The sequence below is a fragment of the Nocardia sp. NPDC047038 genome (assembly GCF_040644075.1).
Lineage (GTDB): Bacteria > Actinomycetota > Actinomycetes > Mycobacteriales > Mycobacteriaceae > Nocardia > Nocardia sichangensis.
The window spans coordinates 53,149-74,340 of sequence record NZ_JBEYVQ010000014.1 but is presented as its reverse complement, the minus strand read 5'-3'; the positions used below and the strand labels follow the sequence as shown (position 1 = coordinate 74,340).

At 64.0% G+C, this 21,192-nt stretch carries 13 protein-coding genes and 1 pseudogene; 6 read left to right on the top strand and 8 right to left on the bottom strand.

Translation table 11 applies throughout. The annotated features are described in order from the left end of the window. Positions 1–454 precede the first annotated feature (454 nt). Positions 455–3,853: a hypothetical protein gene (locus ABZ824_RS31550; RefSeq protein ID WP_356967523.1), complete on the bottom strand. Its 3,399-nt coding sequence runs from the start codon at positions 3,851–3,853 to the stop codon at positions 455–457. A gap of 995 nt (positions 3,854–4,848) precedes the next feature. Between ABZ824_RS31550 and ABZ824_RS31545 the strand changes: the two genes are divergently transcribed. Then, a complete protein-coding gene (locus ABZ824_RS31545) occupies positions 4,849–6,225 on the top strand; it encodes a DUF4365 domain-containing protein (protein WP_356967521.1) in 1,377 nt (458 codons plus the stop codon). 590 nt (positions 6,226–6,815) lie between these two features. On the opposite strand, the gene ABZ824_RS31540 is transcribed toward ABZ824_RS31545, so the two are convergent. After that, positions 6,816–8,576 (bottom strand): restriction endonuclease, encoded by a 1,761-nt coding sequence (locus ABZ824_RS31540; protein ID WP_356967519.1) that lies wholly within the window; start codon positions 8,574–8,576, stop codon positions 6,816–6,818. 1,096 nt (positions 8,577–9,672) lie between these two features. Between ABZ824_RS31540 and ABZ824_RS31535 the strand changes: the two genes are divergently transcribed. After that, positions 9,673–10,446: a DUF5984 family protein gene (locus ABZ824_RS31535; protein ID WP_356967517.1), complete on the top strand. Its 774-nt coding sequence runs from the start codon at positions 9,673–9,675 to the stop codon at positions 10,444–10,446. A gap of 159 nt (positions 10,447–10,605) precedes the next feature. Further along, positions 10,606–10,944, top strand: a pseudogene (locus ABZ824_RS31530) (hypothetical protein); the annotation flags it as partial. 128 nt (positions 10,945–11,072) lie between these two features. On the opposite strand, the gene ABZ824_RS31525 reads toward ABZ824_RS31530, so the two are convergent. Both ABZ824_RS31525 and ABZ824_RS31520 read right to left on the bottom strand, forming a co-directional pair. Further along, positions 11,073–12,524 (bottom strand): amidase, encoded by a 1,452-nt coding sequence (locus ABZ824_RS31525; RefSeq protein WP_356967515.1) that lies wholly within the window; start codon positions 12,522–12,524, stop codon positions 11,073–11,075. A 344-nt stretch (positions 12,525–12,868) separates the two neighbouring features. Further along, positions 12,869–13,537 carry a TetR family transcriptional regulator gene (locus tag ABZ824_RS31520; protein WP_356967513.1) on the bottom strand — a complete coding sequence of 223 codons (669 nt, stop codon included), beginning with the start codon at positions 13,535–13,537 and terminating at the stop codon, positions 12,869–12,871. A gap of 97 nt (positions 13,538–13,634) precedes the next feature. On the opposite strand from ABZ824_RS31520, the gene ABZ824_RS31515 reads away from it, so the two are divergent. Further along, positions 13,635–15,080, top strand: coding sequence for a DHA2 family efflux MFS transporter permease subunit (locus tag ABZ824_RS31515; RefSeq protein ID WP_356967511.1), 1,446 nt, complete (start codon positions 13,635–13,637; stop codon positions 15,078–15,080). Next, the gene (locus tag ABZ824_RS31510) at positions 15,077–15,352 is read left to right on the top strand and encodes a hypothetical protein (RefSeq protein WP_356967510.1); all 276 of its coding nucleotides are present in this window, start codon (positions 15,077–15,079) and stop codon (positions 15,350–15,352) included. The genes ABZ824_RS31515 and ABZ824_RS31510 overlap by 4 nt, the downstream gene beginning before the upstream one ends. Before the next feature lie 14 nt (positions 15,353–15,366). On the opposite strand, the gene ABZ824_RS31505 is transcribed toward ABZ824_RS31510, so the two are convergent. Together ABZ824_RS31505 and ABZ824_RS31500 are read right to left on the bottom strand one after the other, a co-directional pair. Further along, the gene (locus ABZ824_RS31505; protein ID WP_356967508.1) at positions 15,367–16,017 is read right to left on the bottom strand and encodes a helix-turn-helix domain-containing protein; all 651 of its coding nucleotides are present in this window, start codon (positions 16,015–16,017) and stop codon (positions 15,367–15,369) included. A 212-nt stretch (positions 16,018–16,229) separates the two neighbouring features. Further along, positions 16,230–17,357: an NADH:flavin oxidoreductase gene (locus ABZ824_RS31500; protein WP_356967506.1), complete on the bottom strand. Its 1,128-nt coding sequence runs from the start codon at positions 17,355–17,357 to the stop codon at positions 16,230–16,232. A 111-nt stretch (positions 17,358–17,468) separates the two neighbouring features. On the opposite strand from ABZ824_RS31500, the gene ABZ824_RS31495 reads away from it, so the two are divergent. Continuing rightward, positions 17,469–17,936, top strand: a complete 468-nt coding sequence (locus ABZ824_RS31495; RefSeq protein ID WP_355074309.1) for a MarR family transcriptional regulator — start codon at positions 17,469–17,471, stop codon at positions 17,934–17,936. Positions 17,937–18,566: 630 nt separating this feature from the next. Here ABZ824_RS31495 and ABZ824_RS31490 read toward each other — a convergent pair. Both ABZ824_RS31490 and ABZ824_RS31485 read right to left on the bottom strand, forming a co-directional pair. Further along, the gene (locus tag ABZ824_RS31490; protein ID WP_356967504.1) at positions 18,567–19,886 is read right to left on the bottom strand and encodes a serine hydrolase; all 1,320 of its coding nucleotides are present in this window, start codon (positions 19,884–19,886) and stop codon (positions 18,567–18,569) included. Between the two features lie 229 nt (positions 19,887–20,115). Next, positions 20,116–20,880 carry a potassium channel family protein gene (locus tag ABZ824_RS31485; protein ID WP_356967502.1) on the bottom strand — a complete coding sequence of 255 codons (765 nt, stop codon included), beginning with the start codon at positions 20,878–20,880 and terminating at the stop codon, positions 20,116–20,118. Positions 20,881–21,192: the final 312 nt, after the last annotated feature.

The window sequence follows — 21,192 nt, the reverse complement described above, 5'->3', positions numbered from 1 at the left end:
GCGGTTTCCGCCGGTCCGGCCGCGTAGTTGCTTCTCGGGGTAGTACACGAAGTCCGGAACGCCCAAGACAGCCGCACCTCGACGGGCGTGGTCCTCGACCCGATGGCCCTGACTGAATGTTGCCACCGTACAAGGATGACGCAACCAACGGCGGCCACCGTCCCCAACAGAACGGATCGTCCGACGCGAATGCGGCGGTCGGTCTGGCCGCAGGTCAGGCCTGAAGGAGTGCGGGGGTGGTATCGCTCGCCGGGGTCACATCTCGGTTAAGCACTCATTGAGGAGACGCCTGATGCCAGCATCGGGCTATCGACGAGAATGGCGGGACGGTTGGGGGCGTCCACATTTCCCGATAGCTGCCATGCTGACTACCTGCTGTGGGTGGGCAGCCCGCCGTGCGTTTTTGGCGGCGCGGCTGGACATCGATTGATGTCTGGTCTGTTTGTCCGTGGGTCTATTCGTCAGGGAGTCCCTGGTTGTCCATCAGCTCGACTGCGATGGCGTGCAGGACGGTCGGGGCGACGACAGGGAAGGCGGGCAGAGCACGCTCCATTGGTGCTACTGACAACGCGATTGCGAGTAGGCGTTTGGACTGTCTCGGTGTGAGTTCGGTAGTAGCGGATGGGCGGTTCAGTGAACTCGTCTCGACCACAGCGTGTTTGGCTATGCCGTTGCGGGAGGAGTTGGTGTTTGCGAGTGCTGCCGCGAGGCGTGTGAGGGCGTCTGCTTGCTGGATGGGGTCGTGGATGCTGAGGGCGATCGATTCGGCGCGATCGGGCGCGATCAGTGCGCAGGCATCGACCAGCAATGTGAGTGCTGCGGACTGGTGTCCGAGATCGGAGATGCTGCGGGCGATGGCCTCGGCGCGGTCGGGATCGATCCGAGCAATTGCTTTGACCACGTCCGCTCGTGTGGAGAAATGGTGCAGGGATTCGGGGAGGTCATCGACCAGAGAAACCACTTCGCGTGCGAGATTCACTGCACGATCGGGATGTTGATCAGCGGCTACGTCAGCGAGGTCAGCGAGTACCTGGACTCGCTGCACCAGGTCGGCGATAGTGCGGGCAGTGGTTTCAGCGTGATCGAGATCGAAGGTCGCTACCGCTCTAGCGAGGTGGGCGAGAGGGTTGGCCTGCTGTGCCGTGTCGGTGATGCTGCGGGCGGTTGTCTCCGCGTCTGCGGCTAGTCCAGCTGCGCGGTCGGGATCGATCTGGGCGATCGCTTTGGCTGCAACGCCGAGAATGTGAGTTTGTTGTGCTGGCTCGGGGAGGTCACGTGCGATAGCTACTGCCTTGTCGGTCAGTCGAACCGCGTAAGAAGAGTTGGTCGTGCTGGCTCGTTCGGCAAGCGTGGAAAGTACATACGCTTGCTCCCCGAGGTCGGAAATTCGGTGTGCCAGAATCTCAGCGCGGTCGAGGTCGACGCTGCCTGCCGCGATCGCCGTATGCACCAGCGCATAGTTTTGTTGCACCGGGTCAGCAATGTCTTGAGTCAGCGTTTCGGCGCGGTCGGGGTCGACGGCCGCTAGCGCGATCGCCACATGGGTATGGGCGTAGGTTCGCTGTTCCGGGTCTGTGAGATGGCGTGCCAGGCTCTCAGCGAGATCCGCATTGATACCTACGAGTTGGGCGGCCATGCGAGCGAGGACGTAGTCGGTGACGCCCGGTTCAGCCTCGCGCGCGGCGATGATCTCCGCGTCGAACGCTAACCGCTCAGCGCGGTCGGAGTCGATGTCGATCACGGCCTCGGCCAATCGAGCGAGTACTCGAGCCTGGTCCCCGTTCTTCGGCAGGCCGCGAGCGATGGTTTCAGCATCATCGACAATGCGCATGCAGCGATCGGGATCAATACTCGCCGCCACCGAAGCAACACGGATGATCTCATTGGCCCTGCGTTCCATTTCGGTCTGCCCGCGAGCAACCGCCTCCGCCTTATGGATGAGATCTATGGCCCGATCTGGGTCGGTGGCGACAGCTAGACGGGCGAATTTGAGGAGCGAGCTGAACTTCAGCGATTGATCAGTGATGCTGTCAGCGACGGCTTCCGCTTCGTCGATATCCAAGCGGTTCGTCACGTCCGCCAAACTTTGTATCACTCTGTCTCGCCGATCAGGGTCGTGGATGGCGTGTGAGGCAGCTTCGGCTTCACGGACGAGGCGGAGAACGCGGCCGGGTTCGATTTCCGCTGCGCTGTGCGCCAACCAGGTCAGCGCCTGGGCTCGCTGGAGAGGATCGGCGATATCACGAGCGATGACTTCTGCGCGATCGAAGTCGATCGACGCAAGCTGCTCGGCCACGTTTGCGAGGGTGAAGCCCTGCAGGCTTGTTTGGGAGATGTCGGAAGCTGCGACCGTGGCTTCGTCGATGAGTCGAACAGTGTGCTCGGGATGGGTCGCCGCCACTGCTACGGCCAGGTCGACCAGTCCGTGACCCCGCGACTGCGGATTAGCGTCGCTGCGAGCGACGGTTTCCGCGCGCTCGAGATTGCCTAGGCGAGCCCAGACTGGCAATAGTTGATGAGGGATATTGTCGTTGCGCCTGTGCAGGTAATCACGGTAGTTCGTCAACCTTGCGGTTTTGAGCAGGTCTGGGTCGGGTTGCTCATAGATACGTTGTTGTGCAAGGCGGATCTCGTTGAGGGCGATCCAGTCGCTCCCCATACGCGCGCGGATCCGGTCGTGACGGCCAGCGTCGAGAGCTAGGTCCACCATCCGCGAAAGCTCGTTATGTTTGTCGAGGATTGGAAAGTAGCGGCGTAGCAGGAAGTCTGGGGTGTGGTCGGGCCATGCGAGGTCGCGGTAGCGGTCGGCCCAGGCGTGCAATTGATCGAGGCATTTGTTGATGTAGGTGGTGCCGAGTTCGGTCTCTGCGGTGCGTTGCAGGGTTTCGTGGGCCAGCGCGTAGACGGGGTCTGCGGTGTTGCCGGAGCTGGAGTAGTCCGAGCGGGTGCGCAGGCTTCGTCCGGCGACCGCATGCAGTAGTTCGTGAATCTCGAACGGCGCCATGCCGGTGAGGTCGGTGAGTTCGGAGGCGGTGAGGCCGTTGGCGGTGGTGATCAGTGCGAGCAGGTCACGGTGCTCGACGGGAACCCGCAGCAGAGCACCGAGTTCGGCGACGGCCTGGTCACGGACATCCGCGGCGAAGGGTGAGGAGGTCAGTGGCCGAGCCTTGGCCCCGGCGAGAGGGTGATTGCGGGGGATAGGCAAGGTTGGGCCGTGGCGGCTGGCGACGATGACCCGCAGGTTCGCGTCCGGGCGCGGCGGCAGCAGGGTCACGATCGGTGGTTTGCCGGTGTCCTCGTCCAACCCGTCCACCACCAGCACTAACCGGCGGCCGTTGTCGGCTTCGCGGCGTGTGGCGAGGGTGAGGAGTTCGCTGCGGAGTCCGTCGCGGTTGATGGTGGCGGCGGCGATCAACGCTTGTTGATCTGGCAGCAGGACTGCGAGTTGGTCCAAAATGGCGGCGGTGAAGGCGGTATGGGTGTTCTGGTCGGCAAGGCGGTCGGTGATGAAGAATCCGATCACCGTCATCTCGGAGGGCGGGAACAGGGTGAACCACGACAGCAACGCGGACTTCCCCGCCCACGGTTCGGCCCTGATCCACAGGTAGGGGTCATCGCCGCGACAGAACGCGGCCAGGTCCTCGAGTTCGTGGTCACGGTCCTGCAATCCGTTGACCGGGGCAAGGAATTCACGTACCTGCGAGACGTACAGTGACCTGCCGGTGAGCAGGGCCGTGTTGGACACGACCCCGATCTCGTAATGGTGGTTGTTCTGGATGATCGACAGATCACGCCTGGCGGTTACCCGGTTGAGGGAGATCGGTGCGGCGGGCCGGCGAGTGTCCTCGTTCATGAGGGGGTGGCGTCGTCACGTCCGGGGTGGATGTCCTCGAAAGACATGTCACCGCCGGACCGCACTCGGCGTGCCCTGACCCCAGTACCGGTCGCGCGTATTCCCTTGACCCGCAGCGCTCTTCCAGCCTTCACGTTACGTAGATCGACCCCGACGGCGGGCTGTCGTCCGGGTGGGGGTGTGTTTTGTCCGCTTTGGACCCACAGTGATGCCGCGAAAACGCCCACGGTCAGCACGACGACGGCCACCCATGTCCAGACCGAATGATCCCCGCCGGTCGCGTAGTTCACCGCCACCGCCAGCCCCGTGGTCATCACCCGCTGTGGCCGCTGTCGGCAGTATCACCCGCGACAGTGTTTGTCCTGGTGTCATGTCATCCTCCCGCCCGAAATGGTGAGACCGATCCTCACAGCCTCACGCCCAGAAAACCAGCCGACACCACCGATGCCGTCCACCAGGACTCAACCGTTACCAAACCCAAGCCACACAACCCCTTCAACAACCCGGACGGTCTTTCCGGGAAGACCGTTCCTGCTGCGCGCGGCGCAGGAGCCAGCGGGTCCGACATGACGCTGAATCGTGTCTACCTGTTACTTCAATACTGTTGTTGTGCATCATATTTCGGTTGTTGAACGCAGAGACCACTTATCGGCAGGGCACACCGAACAAGGGAACGGGGACGCTCTGCGATTTTCGGTTGGGCGGTTGGTGATCGAAGCTGATACCAGCTATGAGCAGCCGTATGCCGACGCTCCGCAGAGTCCCTCGCACGATATTGAGGGACTCTCGCGTATTACTGGGCGAGAGCTTCTGCAGCTAGCGGATTTTCCGCAGCTCAGGTGATAGGTGGTGTAGAGCTGGTACCACTCGCCGGGGTGAGATATTCGCTACACACTCCTTGATCGATCTCTAGCCGCTATCCTTCGACGCGTCCAACTAGTCGCGAACCATCCTTGGTCACCGCGCGCCATGATCCGGGGGGTCCGTTGCCGAAGGTGCCTGATACTCGCAGAACTAGTCGTGCGGCGGTCAACGCGCTGCGGACGCTTCTGGAGCGACACAATCACATCGTTCAGGAGGTGGACGGCCAGAACGACTTCGGCGAGGACCAACACGTCACGTTCACCGAGGACGGTGAGGTCACCGGCGACCTGGTCAGGATCCAGGTCAAGGGTGGCCGTTCGCGGCGCAGGTCCGGCGGATATGCCGTGCCAATCGGTGACCACGGCAGCACCTGGGCCGATGGCAACATTCCGGTGCTCTGCGTCGTGCATGACCCGGACACCGACGGCCTCTACTGGGCCAACGCCACCAAGCAACTTCTGTCGGCACGGCGCAAAGGTGAGGTGCTCAAGACGATCACGGTCAACTCGGAGCAGAAGTTGCATGACGAATCCATCGCTGACTTCGTCGCCGTGGTCAGAGCCTACCTGAGCCGCTATCGGGGCAACCGGATCATCCAAGCCCAGTTGGGTGAGATGGCGGGCGTCGAATTCGGTCCATCGGACATCGTGCAGCACCACGTGAACGTATTTGGCGAGGATTTGATCTTTTGGCAGCGCCAAGGCGAGGGATTCGCTACTTTGCTCCACAGCGACTTCGACTGGTACCCGGAGCACATCGGCCCCGAGCACTTCTATCCCAACGGCAGATCAGGGCTTCTTCCCGGCATACCCGTACTGGCGGACAAGATACTGAGTAAAGCTGAGGCGCAGTGGTTAGCTGCCTGCTTCGATGCCGCTCAGTGGGCTCGCAAACCCCCAGTTGACGTACCGCAGCTTCATACCAACATCGACGCACGTGACAACTACGTCGCCAGGCGAATTGAACACCGTCTTCGGGTCGAACCCGATTCGTTGCCCCGGTCGATACAGGTTCTCCGCACGGAAACCGCGACCGACCACGATCTGGCTGTCATCGCCACGAAGTTGGAGGCGGACGCTGACGCATCTACCGAGGCGCACTCGAAACCGTGGCGCGAGATGTCAGATAGGGCCCGCCGACTTGTCACGTTCTACCTAGTCAAAGAAGTGCTCGTAGGTCCACCTGCCCTGCCGATCGACGAGCAGTTCCGGATCGTCTGGCGGCGCCCCCGGCCGACCGGAGAATACGGTTTCGATGCGCGAGTCGGACAACCGAGTACTCGCATGACGTCAGGCCGACAGTTGGTCAGCGCATGCGAACTCAAGCCGGGAGACAGAATCTACTGGCTGAGCCGCTATGGGAACGAACGGGGCCGGAACGTGTCGGCCATCTGGGATTCCGAGGACAAGCCGGGAACCGTCTGTGTTCTGTTCGATCAACTGACGTTGGGAGACACCTTCTGGCCGGAGGAGCGCTTCGCCCGGAGGGCGTCCACCGAACCTCGGTGATGGCGCAGCAAGCAGACTGTCTCGGCTTGTCCCGGGATGACCTGTCTGCACGCGACGATCTCATCTCGGTTTGGTCTGCACGTCGCCAACATGGTCGGCCAGCGCGGCCCTTTCGCGCACAGGCTTGCGCGACGCTGACCTGCTCCACACGGTCAGCCACAGCTCGGCGACACTCCCGTCATACCGGCAGCATCCGTGCATATGGCGTCAAAGGTCGCGGACCTGCGCGGTCGCCAATCGGCGCTTGCCGTGGAGTCGATCGGAAGTGTCGGCACTCCGGTGGATCTGGCATGCACGGCTCTGTACCTAGAACCGTCCGATGATCACGGGGTGAGCGCACCGGGTGCCGGCGGCTTCGCAGGCGTCCTGAGAGTTGTCCGCAGTTCCGGCCGCGGGGAGTGCGGAAGCGGCACAGCTCGCCGGGGTGACATGTCGGTTACGCACTCCTTAGAGCATTTTGGCCCATTCTGGTGCATCAGGACTTGCACAACCGTTGGACCTGCTCAGCGGGCCTCCAGCCACGCGGCCCGCTTATTCACCATCCATTAGACTGAGTGTATCGAGATCGGCGCGTGGGGCAGCTATCCCCACTAATTTAAAGTGCGCCAACAACGTTGCACCGCGAAAGCGAGGGCGGACAACCGAGCACCGACCGACTCGACGGGGAGCCCCGGCAGATAGCCGTCCTTCGTGCCTTTACAAACACCGCCTACAAGTGGGGAGGCCAGGAGGTCTAGTGCAGCGGTAACTTCGTCCATGCTTGGCGATGGTTGGATCGCACGACGCAAGGCACGATGGATGTCGTACTGGTCGAAGCTGCGGCCAGTTTCCGCCACATACTCCGACTCATCCGCAACTGCGGTGATGACGGCGCTAAGCACCTCGGCTCGGCGATCAGCTTCACCCCATAGATCACCCTCAGACTCAGCGGAGAAGAGGGGGATCAGATCAACCGGAGCGAGTGGCTCGGAACGAGATCTTGAAAGTATGTCTGCGAGCTCTTGAACGGTGATCAGGGCACAACCTGTTTTGGCCGCACGACTGCGGACACGACCTGTATCGAATCCGGGGGCGACGAGCGCGACATGTGTGGCGCTATATTTAACCCGATGTTCTTCCAAGGTGCCGAAGTCCACAGCGTTTTCGAGGATCGACTGATACTTGGAAGCCTTGGTGTCAACGATTATTCGAATCGACTCTGTCGGGCTCTGGCGTATGGTTATCAAGATGTCGGTTTGCCCCTGGCCGCCGATGTGCGTCACATCCAATCCCAGCTCTTGGAACACAGCGGTGACAGCTTTTTCAAGTCTTTCAGAGTGCGCAGCGTCGCTGGCTGAGTCGAAAAGTGTAGCCAGAGTCGGATCCTCGGGTGCAGCCGCTATCACGTCAGGCGATTCCTGCTCGACGTTGGGTGCGGTCTCAAGGGGAAGCGTCTTTGCGAAAGTCCGTCCCAGCGGGGTTACGCGAAACGATGTGTTCGTAGGTTGCTCAACGAGACCGGCCTCTCGCAGCAGGTGGAGTCGATTGCGCAATGCACCTATTCCGAATGACAGGCCGGGGAAGGTTGACTCGATAGCAACACTCAGTTCTCCGACTGTTCGGGTCTCATCAAGCAGGGGAAGCAGCTCGCCGACACAACGGATGTTTGCGTGGACAATCCCGACAAGATCGAGACTGAGTCCGGATGCCCGCCACGCCAGAGCGGCTTCGGATGGCTCAAATGCAGCGCGGTCGACCTGGATAAATAGCCCCGCGTTCCGGACGGCGTCGAGTGCTGAGATCGCAGATGAGGGTTTGGCCCGGAACTCGGATGCGCAAAAGTCTATGAAAGCGTCTCGCTCGATCCGTGGAGTAGCAGCATTTACTTGAGCAGCTAGCGAACTGATCAAGCTGTGCTTCGCTCCTTTCGGTACATGGTTCAGCCCTGCGGTCACTCGAGATTCAAGGAGCCCTTGATCAAGATCTTTTAGGATCTTTGATATTTCTGGCATAAGCTGCGGCAAGTCTTCAAGTAGCACTGCTGATTGTGACTCAAAATCCCTGGGGCAGACCAACTTCAGATGTGTAAGCACCTCTCGACCTTGAGTGGTGAGAATGACCTTGCCGGTGAAAAGAAGCTCGGCCATGCCCGCTGCCCGCAGCCAATAGCACCGTCGCTGAACGGGGTCGAGTGATTGCCACCCGAGGTAGTAGTACTTGTTGGCCACGTCGTTGATCTCAGACACGGTGAGTCCAGTGCCGGAGATCTCGTACATCAGCTCTCCGATGAAACGAAGATTGGTATGGAGGGTGCCGACTAGCTCGGCGTGATCTTGTGATGCGAGCCAACGACGAGCCTGGTCGGTCGCCACAATTGTTCCGTCGTTATTCCGTTGGACGAGTCCGGCTGGAGCGAGATGGTTTGCAACCTCAACAGCGGAAATCGCCGAATCGGCCGACGGCCACGGGATGTTCTCATCACGAGGTTGCGGGGTGGTCAGTGCCCCAAGGACTGTCCGTAGATGAGTCAGATAGCCGTCGAATCCGCCAGGCAGATGTGGCACGGACGTCTTCCGCTGTTGCCAAGGTGAGCTACCGCCGACACCCTGACTACGGCCTCCATTATTCATGTGATGACTTTCCTTATGAATCCCAGTACCACTGTTAGAAACCCATGTGAACGGGCGATACCGTACCGCATAACTCCGTGGTGGTGTGCGTTTCGCAGAAGTTCGCGAACGCACACGCAGTCGCGTACTGCCAAGCGGCGTGTGGTTCCCAGGCGCGGGGTGGCACGTCCCAATGAATAAGACCGCCTGGTATTAAAAGCCCTGACGATTCAGAACTCGTTCGGATCAACCGAGGCAGGCTATTTGCCGATGGCCAGGCCGCGACGACGCGCGGGGGGTCGCCTGTCGACGACGGCGAGAGCCTTGATGCATACCCCCTTGGTCGGCAGGCACGTTGAACACTTGGTGTTGCGGGTCATGAGGCGCAGAGGCGGGATCATGTCGGTCCGGCGCGGTTATCGGATTGTCCGCAGCTTCGGCCACAGGATGTAGAGGAGGTACCACTCGTCGTGGTGAGATATTGGTTACACACTCCCTCAAATACCCGCATACGGGGAGGGAAACGACGATGTCACCTCTCCCTACAGCAGCCCCATGATTCGGCGCGGCGAGAGCGCGGATCGTGGTTGATCGGTTAGGCAGTCGTGGAACCGCCACCACCGGTTCGCGGACCCGGGACACGGGGTCCGGCGCGGACGGGTTTCCCCAGATCGGTCTTGGACCACATTGCTACCACCAAGTCGGTATAAGCATCCTCAAATGCCGATTACATCGCGTCGTGTTTGATCTCCACGCAGTGCAAGTGGTCGGTGAACGCCCAGTACGTCCGCAGGGCGATCGACCCGCCGACCCACGAATGTGGTCGACAGCGCGCGGGGCGATCAGTTGAATCGGGGGCATGATGCGTGTCCGGTTCGAGTTGGCGCCCCTCGAGAAGGTTGTTCCGTGGGGGGAGCATCGCCGTCTGCATTGGTTCGGGCTCACCCAGGGGTGGTACTGCCTGGAGGTCGGTGGTGTCGAGCTGCTGAGATACGCAGAGCGGAACACGAACTCGATAGGCGCTGGCAGCGCTGCCGTAACGTCGTGTGTGGACTATTACGTGGTGCGGCTGTGGGAGGACCTACTCGCCGTTCTGCCCTCGGCCCTCGAGCCGGTGCCGGACGATCTGGCGAAGTTCTTCACCGCCGGCGCCGAGGAGTGGGTCGACACCGGCGATCCGGATCTCCTCGACAATCCAGCGGTCGAGGCCGCCTCCGAGGCGTACAGCCTGCGATGGACCGACACCTCGTATCTGCGATTCGGGCCCGCGTTTCGGTGGTGGCGCACCCTGGGCCCCGAGGACACGGTCACTGTGGCGTGGCAGTTCACACCCGATCCCGATGGTGAGATCACGTTCTCCGCGCCGCTGTCGGGCCTGAGGACGGTCAGCACGGAGGAATTCGTGTCTGCTGTAGCCGATTTCGACCACCGATTGCTGCAAGCCATGCAGGAGCGTGTGGACCACCTGGCTGTGGCCGGTGTCGTCCCGGGGATCGAGCTCGATATCCCTGCGCTTATTCGGGAACAGGCGCAGCGCCGGACGTGGTTGCCGCGGGCGTTGGCCCGGCAGGACGACACCGACTGGGCCGCCGTACGTGCAGGCGCGGCGATCCTGGCTCCGCATCTGGCGTGAACGCACGGAAATGCCGCTGATCGCGCAGGCTGCTCCGGGCCTTGGGAGTGCAGAGTCGGCCCAACTCACCGGGGTGAGAGTGGTACACGCGGCTGGAGAAGGGTCACATCGGCGGCGTGTCCGAAGACGTCCTCGACGCGGTCGCTCGCGCCCTGGTTCAGCGGCCTATGGGCCGCGCATGACGTGCTGATCCGCCACGACGGCATCAAACGGCTACAGCACCCCGGCGCCGGCCACCTGGAACTGACGTTCCAGGACCTCGACCTACCCCTGCCCGGCCGAGCCGTGCACAACCTGATCACGTACACCGCCGAACCCGGCACCGCATCCGAAGACCGGCTCAAACTCCTCGCAAGCTGGGCAGCTACGCAATCTCGGGCAGAAGAGCCCACCCCCACTCTCCTCAGCCCGGGCCGCTCTGATCCGTCGCGGTATGCCCGGACGGGAATCCGGGGTACGAGCTCGATCGGCCCCGCACGAAGTTCATATACCCGTTGATTCACAATGTCTCGCGCGGGACGCGCAGGGGCCATGCCGGCCCGAGGAGCCGAAAGTGCGAAGTCGGTACTCGGTTCGCCTCACACTGTTCGTTCGTCATCCGCTCGACCGGCACCCGGTAGTGCACCCTACTTCGGTGCCTGGAAGCCGCCGATCTTCTGCTCGAGCAGTTCGGCCAGCCGCAGCGGGGTGCGGTCCTCGAACATCGGACCGATGAGCTGCACTCCCACCGGCAGGCCCTCGGGTGAGCGGCCCGCGGGTATGGCGGTGGCGGGCAGGCCGGGCATGGTGGCCATACCGGCCCAGACGAGCTGGTCGAAGTACGGGTACTCGACGCCGTCGATGTCGATGTGCCGGTCCTCCAGACCTCCGTCGTGGTCGTGCGGGAACGCGGGAGTAGGCGTGATGGGGCACACCACGGCATCGAACTCGGCGAACAGTTGCCGCCAGCCGTGGCGGTGGAGTTCGCGACGGTTGTTCGCCTCGACCCAGTCGCGGTGGCTGAGCACCATGCCGCGCAGCCGCGCCGCATCGAGGCTCCGGTCGTCCGCGCTCAGTGCGGCGGCTTCGGTCTGCAGCTGTCGGTAGACGTCGAGGGGAAGACCCGCTGCGGCGTTCGACAGCATCAGCTGCATATAGAGCGTCGCCGCTTCGATCGGATCAGGCAGCAGCGGGCTGTGCCGTTCGACGCGGGCGCCCTCGTCGACGAGGGCCTCGGCGACCCGGTTCACGCCCGCCCGCACCGCCGATCCGGTCGGAATGAGCGGATGTTCCTCGATGATCAGGACACGGAAGTCGGCCAGCCGTTCGTGGCGCGCGGGCGGCAGTGCGACGTCGTAGGCGACGCCGTAGGTCAGCGGGTCCGGTCCGGCCATCACGTCGAGCAGGAGCGTGAGGTCGCGGGCGGTGCGCGCCATCGGACCGACAACAGCGAGGTCGAGATCGACCGGCAATGCCGGCTCCGGCGGCGCGACCATACCGCGGGACGCCACCAGACCGCGTGTCGGCTTGTGCGCGTAGATGCCGCAGAAATGCGCGGGGGTGCGCAGCGAACCGGCGAGGTCGGAGCCGATGGACAGCGCGCCGAATCCGGACGCCAGGGCCGCCGCGGAACCGCCGGACGACCCACCCGACGTGCGGCTGTGGTTCCACGGGTTGTTGGTGGTTCCGTAGATCTCGTTGAAGCTTTGGATATCTCGCAGCGTCAACGGCACATTGGTCTTTCCGAGCAGCACCGCGCCTGCGGCCTTCAGCCGCGACACCTGTACCGCGTCCTCGGCAGGCACATAATCCTTGTACTGCGGCATGCCCCAGGTCGTGGGCAGTCCGGCGATGTTGTAGGACTCCTTGACCGTCACCGGAATACCGAGCAGCGGCCGATCCGCGCCGCGGGCGCGCGCCTGGTCGGCAGCGCGTGCGGCGGCCCGCGCATTGTCGAAATCCGGTACGCAGATCGCGTTGATCGCCTTGTCGTCGCGCTCGATACGCGCGATCGCCTCGTCGGTCAGTTCCACCGATGTCACTTCACCGGCATGCAAGGCGGCCGCGAGTTCTTCCGCCGACTGAAAACTCCAATTCATGAATCCGACGCTATTGGCCTGCCGGAGAGGACATAAAATGCCGCTTCGCGCAATGGAAAGTCGAGCGGACCACCTGCACCGGTGAAGTCATGCGCTCGTTCTTCCATCGCCGGATATTCCACCCCAGGTCACAGCGTCGGCAGTGGGCCAACTCCATGAGCGCGGGGCATAAGAATGCCGTGCCGGGCAACGGGATATATGTCTCATATGCCCATCCGCGGTCAACGCGTTCGTAATCACTTCCGCCGACCTCTGGCCTAACGCACACACCGACTGAGAGAAACCGCCGGAAACGCCGATACCGAGATAGTCTCGAGCGTCGCCGCGCCCGGGAAGAGCCCGGATCAGGCTCCTTCCGGTGATTCGGCCGTGCCTAGGCGGCGGATAAGGGCGCGGAGTTGAGTGCGATAGTACTCTTCGAATTCCGGTGAGCCGGGGGTCTTTCCGGTGGCTCGCAGGGCGGCCTCGGGGAGCATCAGGGGTGCCAGGACCATGCTCATGACGGCCATGCGGACGAACGCGGGATCCAGCTCCGGGGCTATCTGGCCGCGCTCTTTTGCTCGGCGGAGGTTGGCCAGATCGGTGTCGATGACCGTGGCGTCGTCGATGTAGTCGGATTCGGTGCCGCCCCCGGTCAACCCGCGCCAGATGACCAGGCGGGCCGGGCGTGGGTCCGCCAGCGCGGCGGTGAGGTAGCGGGCGGCGGTCTCGTCGAGGGGAAGCGCCGGATCGGCACGCTCGGCCTCGGCCTCCGGCCAGTGCCGTTGAATCTCTTGATAAAGGTTTTCCTTGCCGCCGAAGTAGTAGGCGATGAGCTGTTTGTTCACCCCCGCGCGAGCGGCGATGTCCTGGACCCGCGCACCGTCGAAGCCCTTTGCGGAGAACTCATCCAGGGCCGCATCCAGCAGAGCCTGACGGGAGCGCTCCGCGTCGCGGCGGCGCTCGTCCGCGCTGGGGGCGCGGCGCGGACGGCGGGCCGGGCCTTCGGGCGTCGAATCCGTGCTGCGGGCCATGCGAACAGGTTACCGGTTCGGGTGACTGGTTCAACCAGTCGGATGCATTGTCATCCAATTGGTTGACAGAGTTTCCCGTTTGGATGACACTGCGAAGGTGACTGCTTCCAACGTTTCCGACGGCGTGACCACCGGGCTGAGCCCGCAGGCACGTCGGGCCGTGGTCGTCGTATTGGTCGGCGCGGTGCTCGCCTTCCTCGACGCCACGATCGTCAATGTCGCTCTGCACTCCCTGGCTACGGCCCTGGACGCGTCGCTGGACGCCATCCAGTGGGTCGTCACGGCTTATCTCCTGGTGCAGGTGGCGGTGCTGCCCGCCAGCGGCTGGGCTGCCCGCAAGATCGGGCCCAAGCGGCTCTATATGAGCACGCTCGGCCTGTTCACCGTCGCCTCGATCGCCTGCGGACTCGCGGACTCCGTGGGTACCCTGATCGTCGCCCGCGTCGCGCAGGGATTCGGCGCGGGGCTGATGATTCCCGTCGGGCAGTTGATCCTGATCACCAGCGCTGGGCAGCGCGGCATGGCGCGAGCCATGGTGGCGGCGGGACTGCCGATGGTGCTCACACCCGTCATCGGGCCGACCATCGGCGGACTGTTGTTGCAATACGCGGGCTGGCAGTGGATCTTCCTGATCAACGTGCCATTCGGCGTGCTGGGCCTGGTGCTGGCGTGGCGACTGCTCCAGCCCGACGAGCCGACCGAAGCCGCGGGTCCGTTGGATGTCGTTGGACTGGTGATGATTTCACTCGGAACAGTGGGCGTCACTTTCGGATTGGCTCGCGCCGGAGTCCGGAATGTGACCGATCCGCAGGTGCTGGTTCCGGTCTTGGCCGGCGTCGCCGTCATCGGCCTTTTCGTCGTGCACGCGACGCGATCCGCGCATCCTGTTCTCGATCTGCGGCTGTGGCGGGATCCGCTGTTCGGTGCGGGTGCGGTCACGACGCTGGTGCTGGGCGCGGTGACCTTCGGGGCGATGGTGCTGCTGCCTCTGTATTTTCAGGTGATCCGAGATCAGGATGCCGCGCACACCGGAATGCTGCTGGCCCCGCAAGGGCTGGGCGCGGCCGTAGCCATGGGGCTGTCGGCACCCATGGTCGAGCGGCTCGGCGGGCTCACCAGCGTGATCGGTGCGGTGATCGGTGTCGTCGCCACGGTGCCGTTCCTGTTCGTTGCCGGCGACACGCCGTACTGGCTGCTGGCCGCCGCGATGATCGTGCGTGGCCTCGGCATCGGACTGGCCGCGACACCTGCCATGACGGTGGCGCTGCGCAACCTCGGCCCGGCTCAGATGGCGGATGCCACACCTCAGCTCAATATCATGCAGCGCATCGGCGGATCCATCGGCACGGCCGTGTTCGTGGTGATCCTGCAGCAGGGGCTGAGAGACAGCGGGATCCAGCACTCGGAGCAGGCGGAGGCGTTCGCGACCACTTTCACCTGGGTGCTGGGAGCCGCACTGGTCGCCATTATTCCCGCGGCCGCGTTGGCCGCACGGGGCGGACGCCTCGACGCGGCCGGTGACTCTCTCGGCAACGAGCCATGATCCGATTGGCAAAGCTCACCGGGGTGGTGATGACCGACGGTGGCGAACTCGGCAACCGGCTGCGCGGCATCATCACACCACGGATACATCGACTGCCCGGCCTCGCCCGTGTGATATCCAGCGGCGAGACACCACCACTGCGCCGCTCGGCGCTGGTGGCCGCTCTACTGCTACGGCGCGGCTCGGCAGGGCGTCTGTTGCCCAACGATCGCCTCGAGGACGGGCGCCGCCTCGACGAGGTCGCGGATAGACCTTCGCCACTCCGAGCATGACGATGCCACCGGAACTATGGATCGGGCACCAGCTGCGGCTGCGGGGGCAGGGGGTGGGAGACGAGCTTCTGCGCCGAACGCTTGTTCATGCCGAACATGCGCAGCACATGGAAGGTCATTTCGTCGGTCAGCGCGCCCGCATCGGCCCCGGGTTGGGCGTCCAGGAGTTGCAGCAGGCCCAGCAGCGCGCCGCCTGCGGCCATGACGGCCATGTCCGGGTCCATCGGCTCGAACCGGCCCGCCTCCTGGGCAGCGATGATGTCGCGGCGGGCACGCGGGGCCAGGCCCTCGTCCCGAAGCAGCACCGGCATGCCGGAATTCAGCAGCACCCGCACTATCTCCGGCGCCTGCCGCTGGAGACGGCCGGTCATCCGGAAACTCACCGCGAATACCTCGGCCGGGTCGTCGTACAGCTTCACGATCTCGTCGCGCATCTCGCTGTAGACCTGCAACACCGAGCGGACGGCTTCGTCGAACAGCTCTTCCTTGGAGGTGAAGTGGTTGTAGAACGAGCCGAATCCCACGTCGGCGGCGTCGGTGATCTCTTGGATGCTCACCGCCGAACGTCCTTCCGCCAGGAACTTCCGTGCCGCGCCCAGCAGTGCGTTGCGGGTGCGTTCCCGGCGGCGGTCGATGCGATTGCGCACCACGGGGTCGGCGGACATGGATCCCTCTTCCATCGGCGAATGTCACTGGAATCGTATCTGATGGCTCCATCAGATACGATTACAGTGGTGACGGTCTCCCGGCGGTGGTCCATGCGCCGAACGCCGAGTGTCCTGGATGCGCTCGCCCGGCGTGGCTCGCTATGGATGCCCACGGTGCGCTCGATCCGCCGTTTCGCTCGGATCGACGACGACGGCCTGCTGAAACTCGCTTACCTCAGAGTCTTCAGTGCCGCCGCGTCGTACGGCTTCAGCTCGTCGATCCGCCCCGCCAGGACCTTGGACGCCCACTCCGGGTCCTGGAGCAGGGCGCGACCGACGGCGACCAGGTCGAATTCTTCGCGCTCCAGGCGATCGAGGAGGTTGTCGAGGCTGCCGAGTTCGGCGCCCTCGCCGGTGAAGGCACGGAGGAAGTCGCCGTCCAGGCCGACCGAGCCGACGGTGATGGTGGGCTTGCCGGTGAGCTTCTTGGTCCAGCCTGCCAGGTTCAGGTCCGAGCCGTCGAACTCTGGGAGCCAGTAGCGACGGGTGGAGGCGTGGAAGGCGTCTACGCCGGCTGCGGCGAGCGGAGCCAGGATCGCTTCCAGCTCCTGCGGCGTCTCGGCGAGCCGTGCATCATAGGCCTCCTGCTTCCACTGCGAGTAACGGAAGATCACCGGGAAGCCGGGCGAGACGGCCGCACGAACAGCGGCCACGATCTCGGCGGCGAACTTTGTCCGGGCCGCGATGCCGCCGCCGTAGGCATCATCACGGCGGTTCGTTCGCGCCCACAGGAACTGGTCGAGGAGATAACCGTGAGCGCCGTGCAGTTCGACGCCGTCGAAGCCGATGCGCTCGGCGTCCGCCGCGGCCTCGGCGAAGGCGCCGATGACGTCGTCCAGGTCACTCTGGGTCATCGCCTTACCGAGACCCTCGGTGCCGTCGACGCGAATACCGGAGGGGCCGACGGCGGGCGCATCGGGGTAGGGCGCGTCCCCCTGGTTGCGGACCATGCCGATGTGCCACAGCTGCGGCACGATGGTGCCGCCTGCCGCGTGAACGTCCTCGGCGACCTTCGCCCACCCCGCCAACTGCTCTTCACCGTGGAAGCGCGGCACACGGTCACTCTGCCCAGCGGACTCGTGGCCGACGTAGGTGCCCTCGGTGACGATCAGGCCCACGCCGGCGGCGGCGCGGCGGGCGTAGTACGACCGCACATCGTCACCGGGAACGCCGCCGGGGGAGAACATGCGCGTCATCGGCGCCATCACGATGCGGTTCGGGACGGTCAGGCCGTTCAGCGCGACGGGCCGCGAGAGGATCTCGGCTGTGCGCGAGGCGTCGGACGCGGTGACGATCACTGGGTACTCCTCGTTGGTACGACTTCGATGGTTGAGAACTTCAAGCAATGGCCACACACGCTAAGGGTAAATATTTGAGATAGTCAAGTTTCTGCGGATAGGCTGGTTGCCATGGCAGAAGCTCCCCGCGTCGACACGGCCCAGTTGATGGAGCTGCTCTCGGTGTCGCTCGGCGTCTACTACGGCGACTTCACCGTCGCGGCGGCGAGCGAGAACTTGACGGCGAGCCAGGGCAAGGCGCTGACCGTGCTGCGCCGAGGGCCCGTCGCGATGCGCGCCTTGGCCGAGACCTTGGCCTGCGACGCCTCCAACGTCACCGGGATCATCAACCGGCTGGAGAAGCGTGGCCTCGTGCGACGAGAGGCCAGCGAAGCCGACCGGCGCGTCACCAATCTCGTCATCACGCCCGAGGGCGAACAGATCACCGACACGATCCGGGCGAAAATGCGCGCCACCCAGGACGGCCTGAACAGGCTCAGCGACCAGGACCGCGACTGTCTGTACGAACTGTTGGAACGAGTTTTCGTCTCCCGGCTCGTCACCCGAGCGGACTCGCCTGCGTCGGTCGCAGGTCGATAAGCGCCGACGACGCCGGCACACCGACCCGAAAGAACTGTTCCAGGCCAACCGTGACCGACATTGGCGATCTCCGCCTGATTCTGGACGACATCGACGCTCCCCCGAAGGGCAGCCTCTGGGGGAGCCGAACCGTGCATCAAGCGGAGCCGCGATTCGCAGGACATCGAATCTCGGATGGGATGCTCAGACGAGGTGGAGGTAGGTGTCGCCACTGAACGCCGAGCTGGAGATGTCCAGCCACCACTGATCTTCTTCCCACCCGCACCGGCCGTCCACGTCGCCGTGCCGTCCCGCCACCCGTCGTGGCGGTACCACTGCAGATCGCCGTTCGGCTTGATGCCGTAGATGACGCACCTGGACACGTGGTCGTTCGGGACTCCGGCGGCGTGCGTCGCGGCCGATAGCGCCACAAGGAAAGACCGTCGGCGGAACATTTTTCGGAGCTGTCTTCGAATGCTATGAGACCAAAAGGAACTACGGATCGGTTGCGCGGCCCGGCGTCGTGATATGTCGGCGGCGGCGTGGTGCGCGACGCGGATCGCGGCACGCCGCAGCCCGCGGCGCCCAGCGCAGAAGTGCTGGCGCCGCGGGGCAGCGGGATGACCTTGGCCGCATATACGCGTTGTGCCGCTACGGAATTCCAGGGGTCGCCGGGTGCGGGCCGACGCAGCCGAGTATGAAACAACCCGGTGGCCAATTCGCGAACGGTGCGGACATGGGTTGACCCAGGCAGGACAGCGGGTTGCAACCTGGGTAGGCCATCGGGCCGATGCCGAGTGCGGCGAGTGTCGCGTCCGGGTTCGAGATCATCGGATCGGACAGTTGGACATCGGATTGCTGTTCGTAGGGTGCCGCGGCGGGTATGCGAGGGTCCCGGAAGGCGGCGCCGACCGCGCGCAGGACATCGTGCGGGAAGCTCAACGCGCTCCCCGGCACCGTGACACCGGTCCAACTGACCATCAATCCGAGGCTCGGCACCACGAAATTGTCCTGGCGCATCATTCCCGACATCTGCATCGCATCCGGCGGCAGTCCAGGAAAGTAGTTGCCGCAGTCCGGCCCGTTCACCACGAACAGGAAGCCATAGCATGGGTTCGTCGGGGCGGGCCGGCCTGCCTGCGCGAGATAATCCGCGGAAATGATCTGGTGACCGCCCCACTGGCCGCGATTGGTGAGCAGCAGTCCGAGCTTGGCGAAGTCGTCCGGTGGCAGCAGTAGATGCGCGTAACCGTAGGTGTTTCCACTGCGGTCCCGTCCCCAGAAGTAGTCGGTCGGCGGAATTCCCAACGGATCGAAGAGCTTTCGTTGCGCGTACGTCTGAAAGTCCTCATCGACCGCACGCTGGATGACGTACACGAGCAGATCGACAGCGCGCTGACTGTAGCGCCACTCGGTGCCCTGCTGTTGATCGATCGGCATCGCCAGCGCCTGCGCCACCACATTCGGGTCGATTTGCGCCAACCCGGTGATGCCCTCCGAGGCCACCGCTACCCGCATGCCGCTGGATTCGATGAGCAGATTCCGCACCGTGATCGCGCGATGTCCGGCATCACCGAGCTCGGGTGGCAGATAGGCGCCGATCGGGTCATCGAGCCGCAGCCGCTGCTCGTCGACCGCGATCCCGGCTACCATCGAAACCACACTCTTGGTGCTACTCCATAGATTCCACGGCACACCGGCGGCCCGCGCGGTGTTCGGGCCGGTCGCGATCAGGCAATTGTTCCGAAAGATCTGCAGCGTCGTGCGGGTCGAATCCGCCGCGAGCGCCACTGCCTGGCGCAGCGCGGGCGAATCGAGTCCGACCTCCTCCGGGGTCGCTGTTTCCGGTACTCGTCCACTGCTGACCGCGCAATGCCTCAGCCCGGCCGGTTCGGCATGCGCCGTCACCGGCGCACCGATCCCGAACATCGACATTGCCGCCGTAATAGCGACCACCGCAACACTTCTCATAGCTCGACCCACGCCGGCCTCCGCTCTCGACGAACTCCACCTGGCTCATCGCCCCCACCTCACCCCCGGTTACGACCCTGCGCGCCCCTACTTGTAGGGGCGGCCCCGCACCGGCCCGCATCCGCTGGTGGTCGCGGCTGCGGCGAATCATGTTGAAATTCGGCCGACACCGCAGGGTCGCGTTGGCGACTCTCGCCGGAGATGAGCATTGTCACCGAGGATGCGTCGGTCATTCGGCCGGCACGGTATCCGGCTCGATCCCAGTGGATCGCAGAGCGGCCACCTCGGCACGTAATGCTCTGATCTCTGCGACGAGTTCGCTGATCTCCCGATCGGTACTCTCCACATTCGCCTCGACGCTCTTCAGCTGATCCATCACCCAGCTGGTGGTGGTGCCGATTGCGAAACTGATCAGGCCGATGCCCAAGGTCATCAGGATCAGCGAGATCAAACGGCCTTCGGTGGTCACCGGATACACATCGCCGTAGCCGACGGTGGTCACCGACACCATCGACCACCACAGCGCGTCACCGAAATTGTGGATCTTGCTGTCGGCCGCCCCGTACTCGGCGTCGAAGAATGCCAGACTGCACAGCAGCAGAAGCAGTAGCGAACTAGTTCCGACGAATACCGCGAGTCTGGCTCTGGTCGTCGTGTTCCGGTTCAGGGTGCCGATCACGAGCATGGCCGCCCGCAACAGCCGCAGGGGGCGAAGCGGCGGCAACACCACGATCAACAGGTCGACCGGGTGGGTACGCAGGAATCGCAACCGGTTCCCGGACAGCACCAACCGCACGGCGAAATCCAGCGCGAACGCCGCCCAGATCAGCACGTCGACCCGGGTGAGCCAGGCGTCCAGGCGAGGCGATGCCCCGGTATCGAGTACCTGCCAGGCATAGACGCAGAGAAACGCGACGGCCAGCACCATCAAGGGGATGCCGGTCGTCCGCTCCCAGGACTCTCTGCGGGTGCACTCGGAATGTGTTTCGGTCATCGGACTACCTGTGTCGCTGCGCAGCGGTGTCGGCGACACCGCGGGTTCGGCCGCCGAGTCCCGAAAGAGACCGGCCGTTCTCCAGCCGATTCTCACACGGAACCCAGGTCACCGTGCCTATCCCGGTCGTCATTCCAGCGACGAGTCGGCCGGCGCCATCCGCGACGGCCGCCGCCGACGCGGATGGCGGTGATCGAGTCGCGCATATTTTCTTGCGCGGCGCTGAGCTGGGAGTTCGGTGAGCGGCTCAGGGCTTCGCCGAAAACAAGTCTGTTTGTTCGGGAATTGTCTCGGCATCCTGGCACGGCGATC

What these genes read in the sequence shown, in the direction of transcription:
- ABZ824_RS31550 (WP_356967523.1), bottom strand. Translation starts at nt 3,853, where the DNA reads ATGAACGAGGACACTCGCCGGCCCGCCGCACCGATCTCCCTCAACCGG.
- ABZ824_RS31535 (WP_356967517.1), top strand. Translation starts at nt 9,673, where the DNA reads ATGATGCGTGTCCGGTTCGAGTTGGCGCCCCTCGAGAAGGTTGTTCCG.
- ABZ824_RS31525 (WP_356967515.1), bottom strand. Translation starts at nt 12,524, where the DNA reads ATGAATTGGAGTTTTCAGTCGGCGGAAGAACTCGCGGCCGCCTTGCAT.
- ABZ824_RS31520 (WP_356967513.1), bottom strand. Translation starts at nt 13,537, where the DNA reads ATGGCCCGCAGCACGGATTCGACGCCCGAAGGCCCGGCCCGCCGTCCG.
- ABZ824_RS31510 (WP_356967510.1), top strand. Translation starts at nt 15,077, where the DNA reads ATGATCCGATTGGCAAAGCTCACCGGGGTGGTGATGACCGACGGTGGC.
- ABZ824_RS31505 (WP_356967508.1), bottom strand. Translation starts at nt 16,017, where the DNA reads ATGTCCGCCGACCCCGTGGTGCGCAATCGCATCGACCGCCGCCGGGAA.
- ABZ824_RS31495 (WP_355074309.1), top strand. Translation starts at nt 17,469, where the DNA reads ATGGCAGAAGCTCCCCGCGTCGACACGGCCCAGTTGATGGAGCTGCTC.
- ABZ824_RS31490 (WP_356967504.1), bottom strand. Translation starts at nt 19,886, where the DNA reads ATGAGAAGTGTTGCGGTGGTCGCTATTACGGCGGCAATGTCGATGTTC.
- ABZ824_RS31485 (WP_356967502.1), bottom strand. Translation starts at nt 20,880, where the DNA reads ATGACCGAAACACATTCCGAGTGCACCCGCAGAGAGTCCTGGGAGCGG.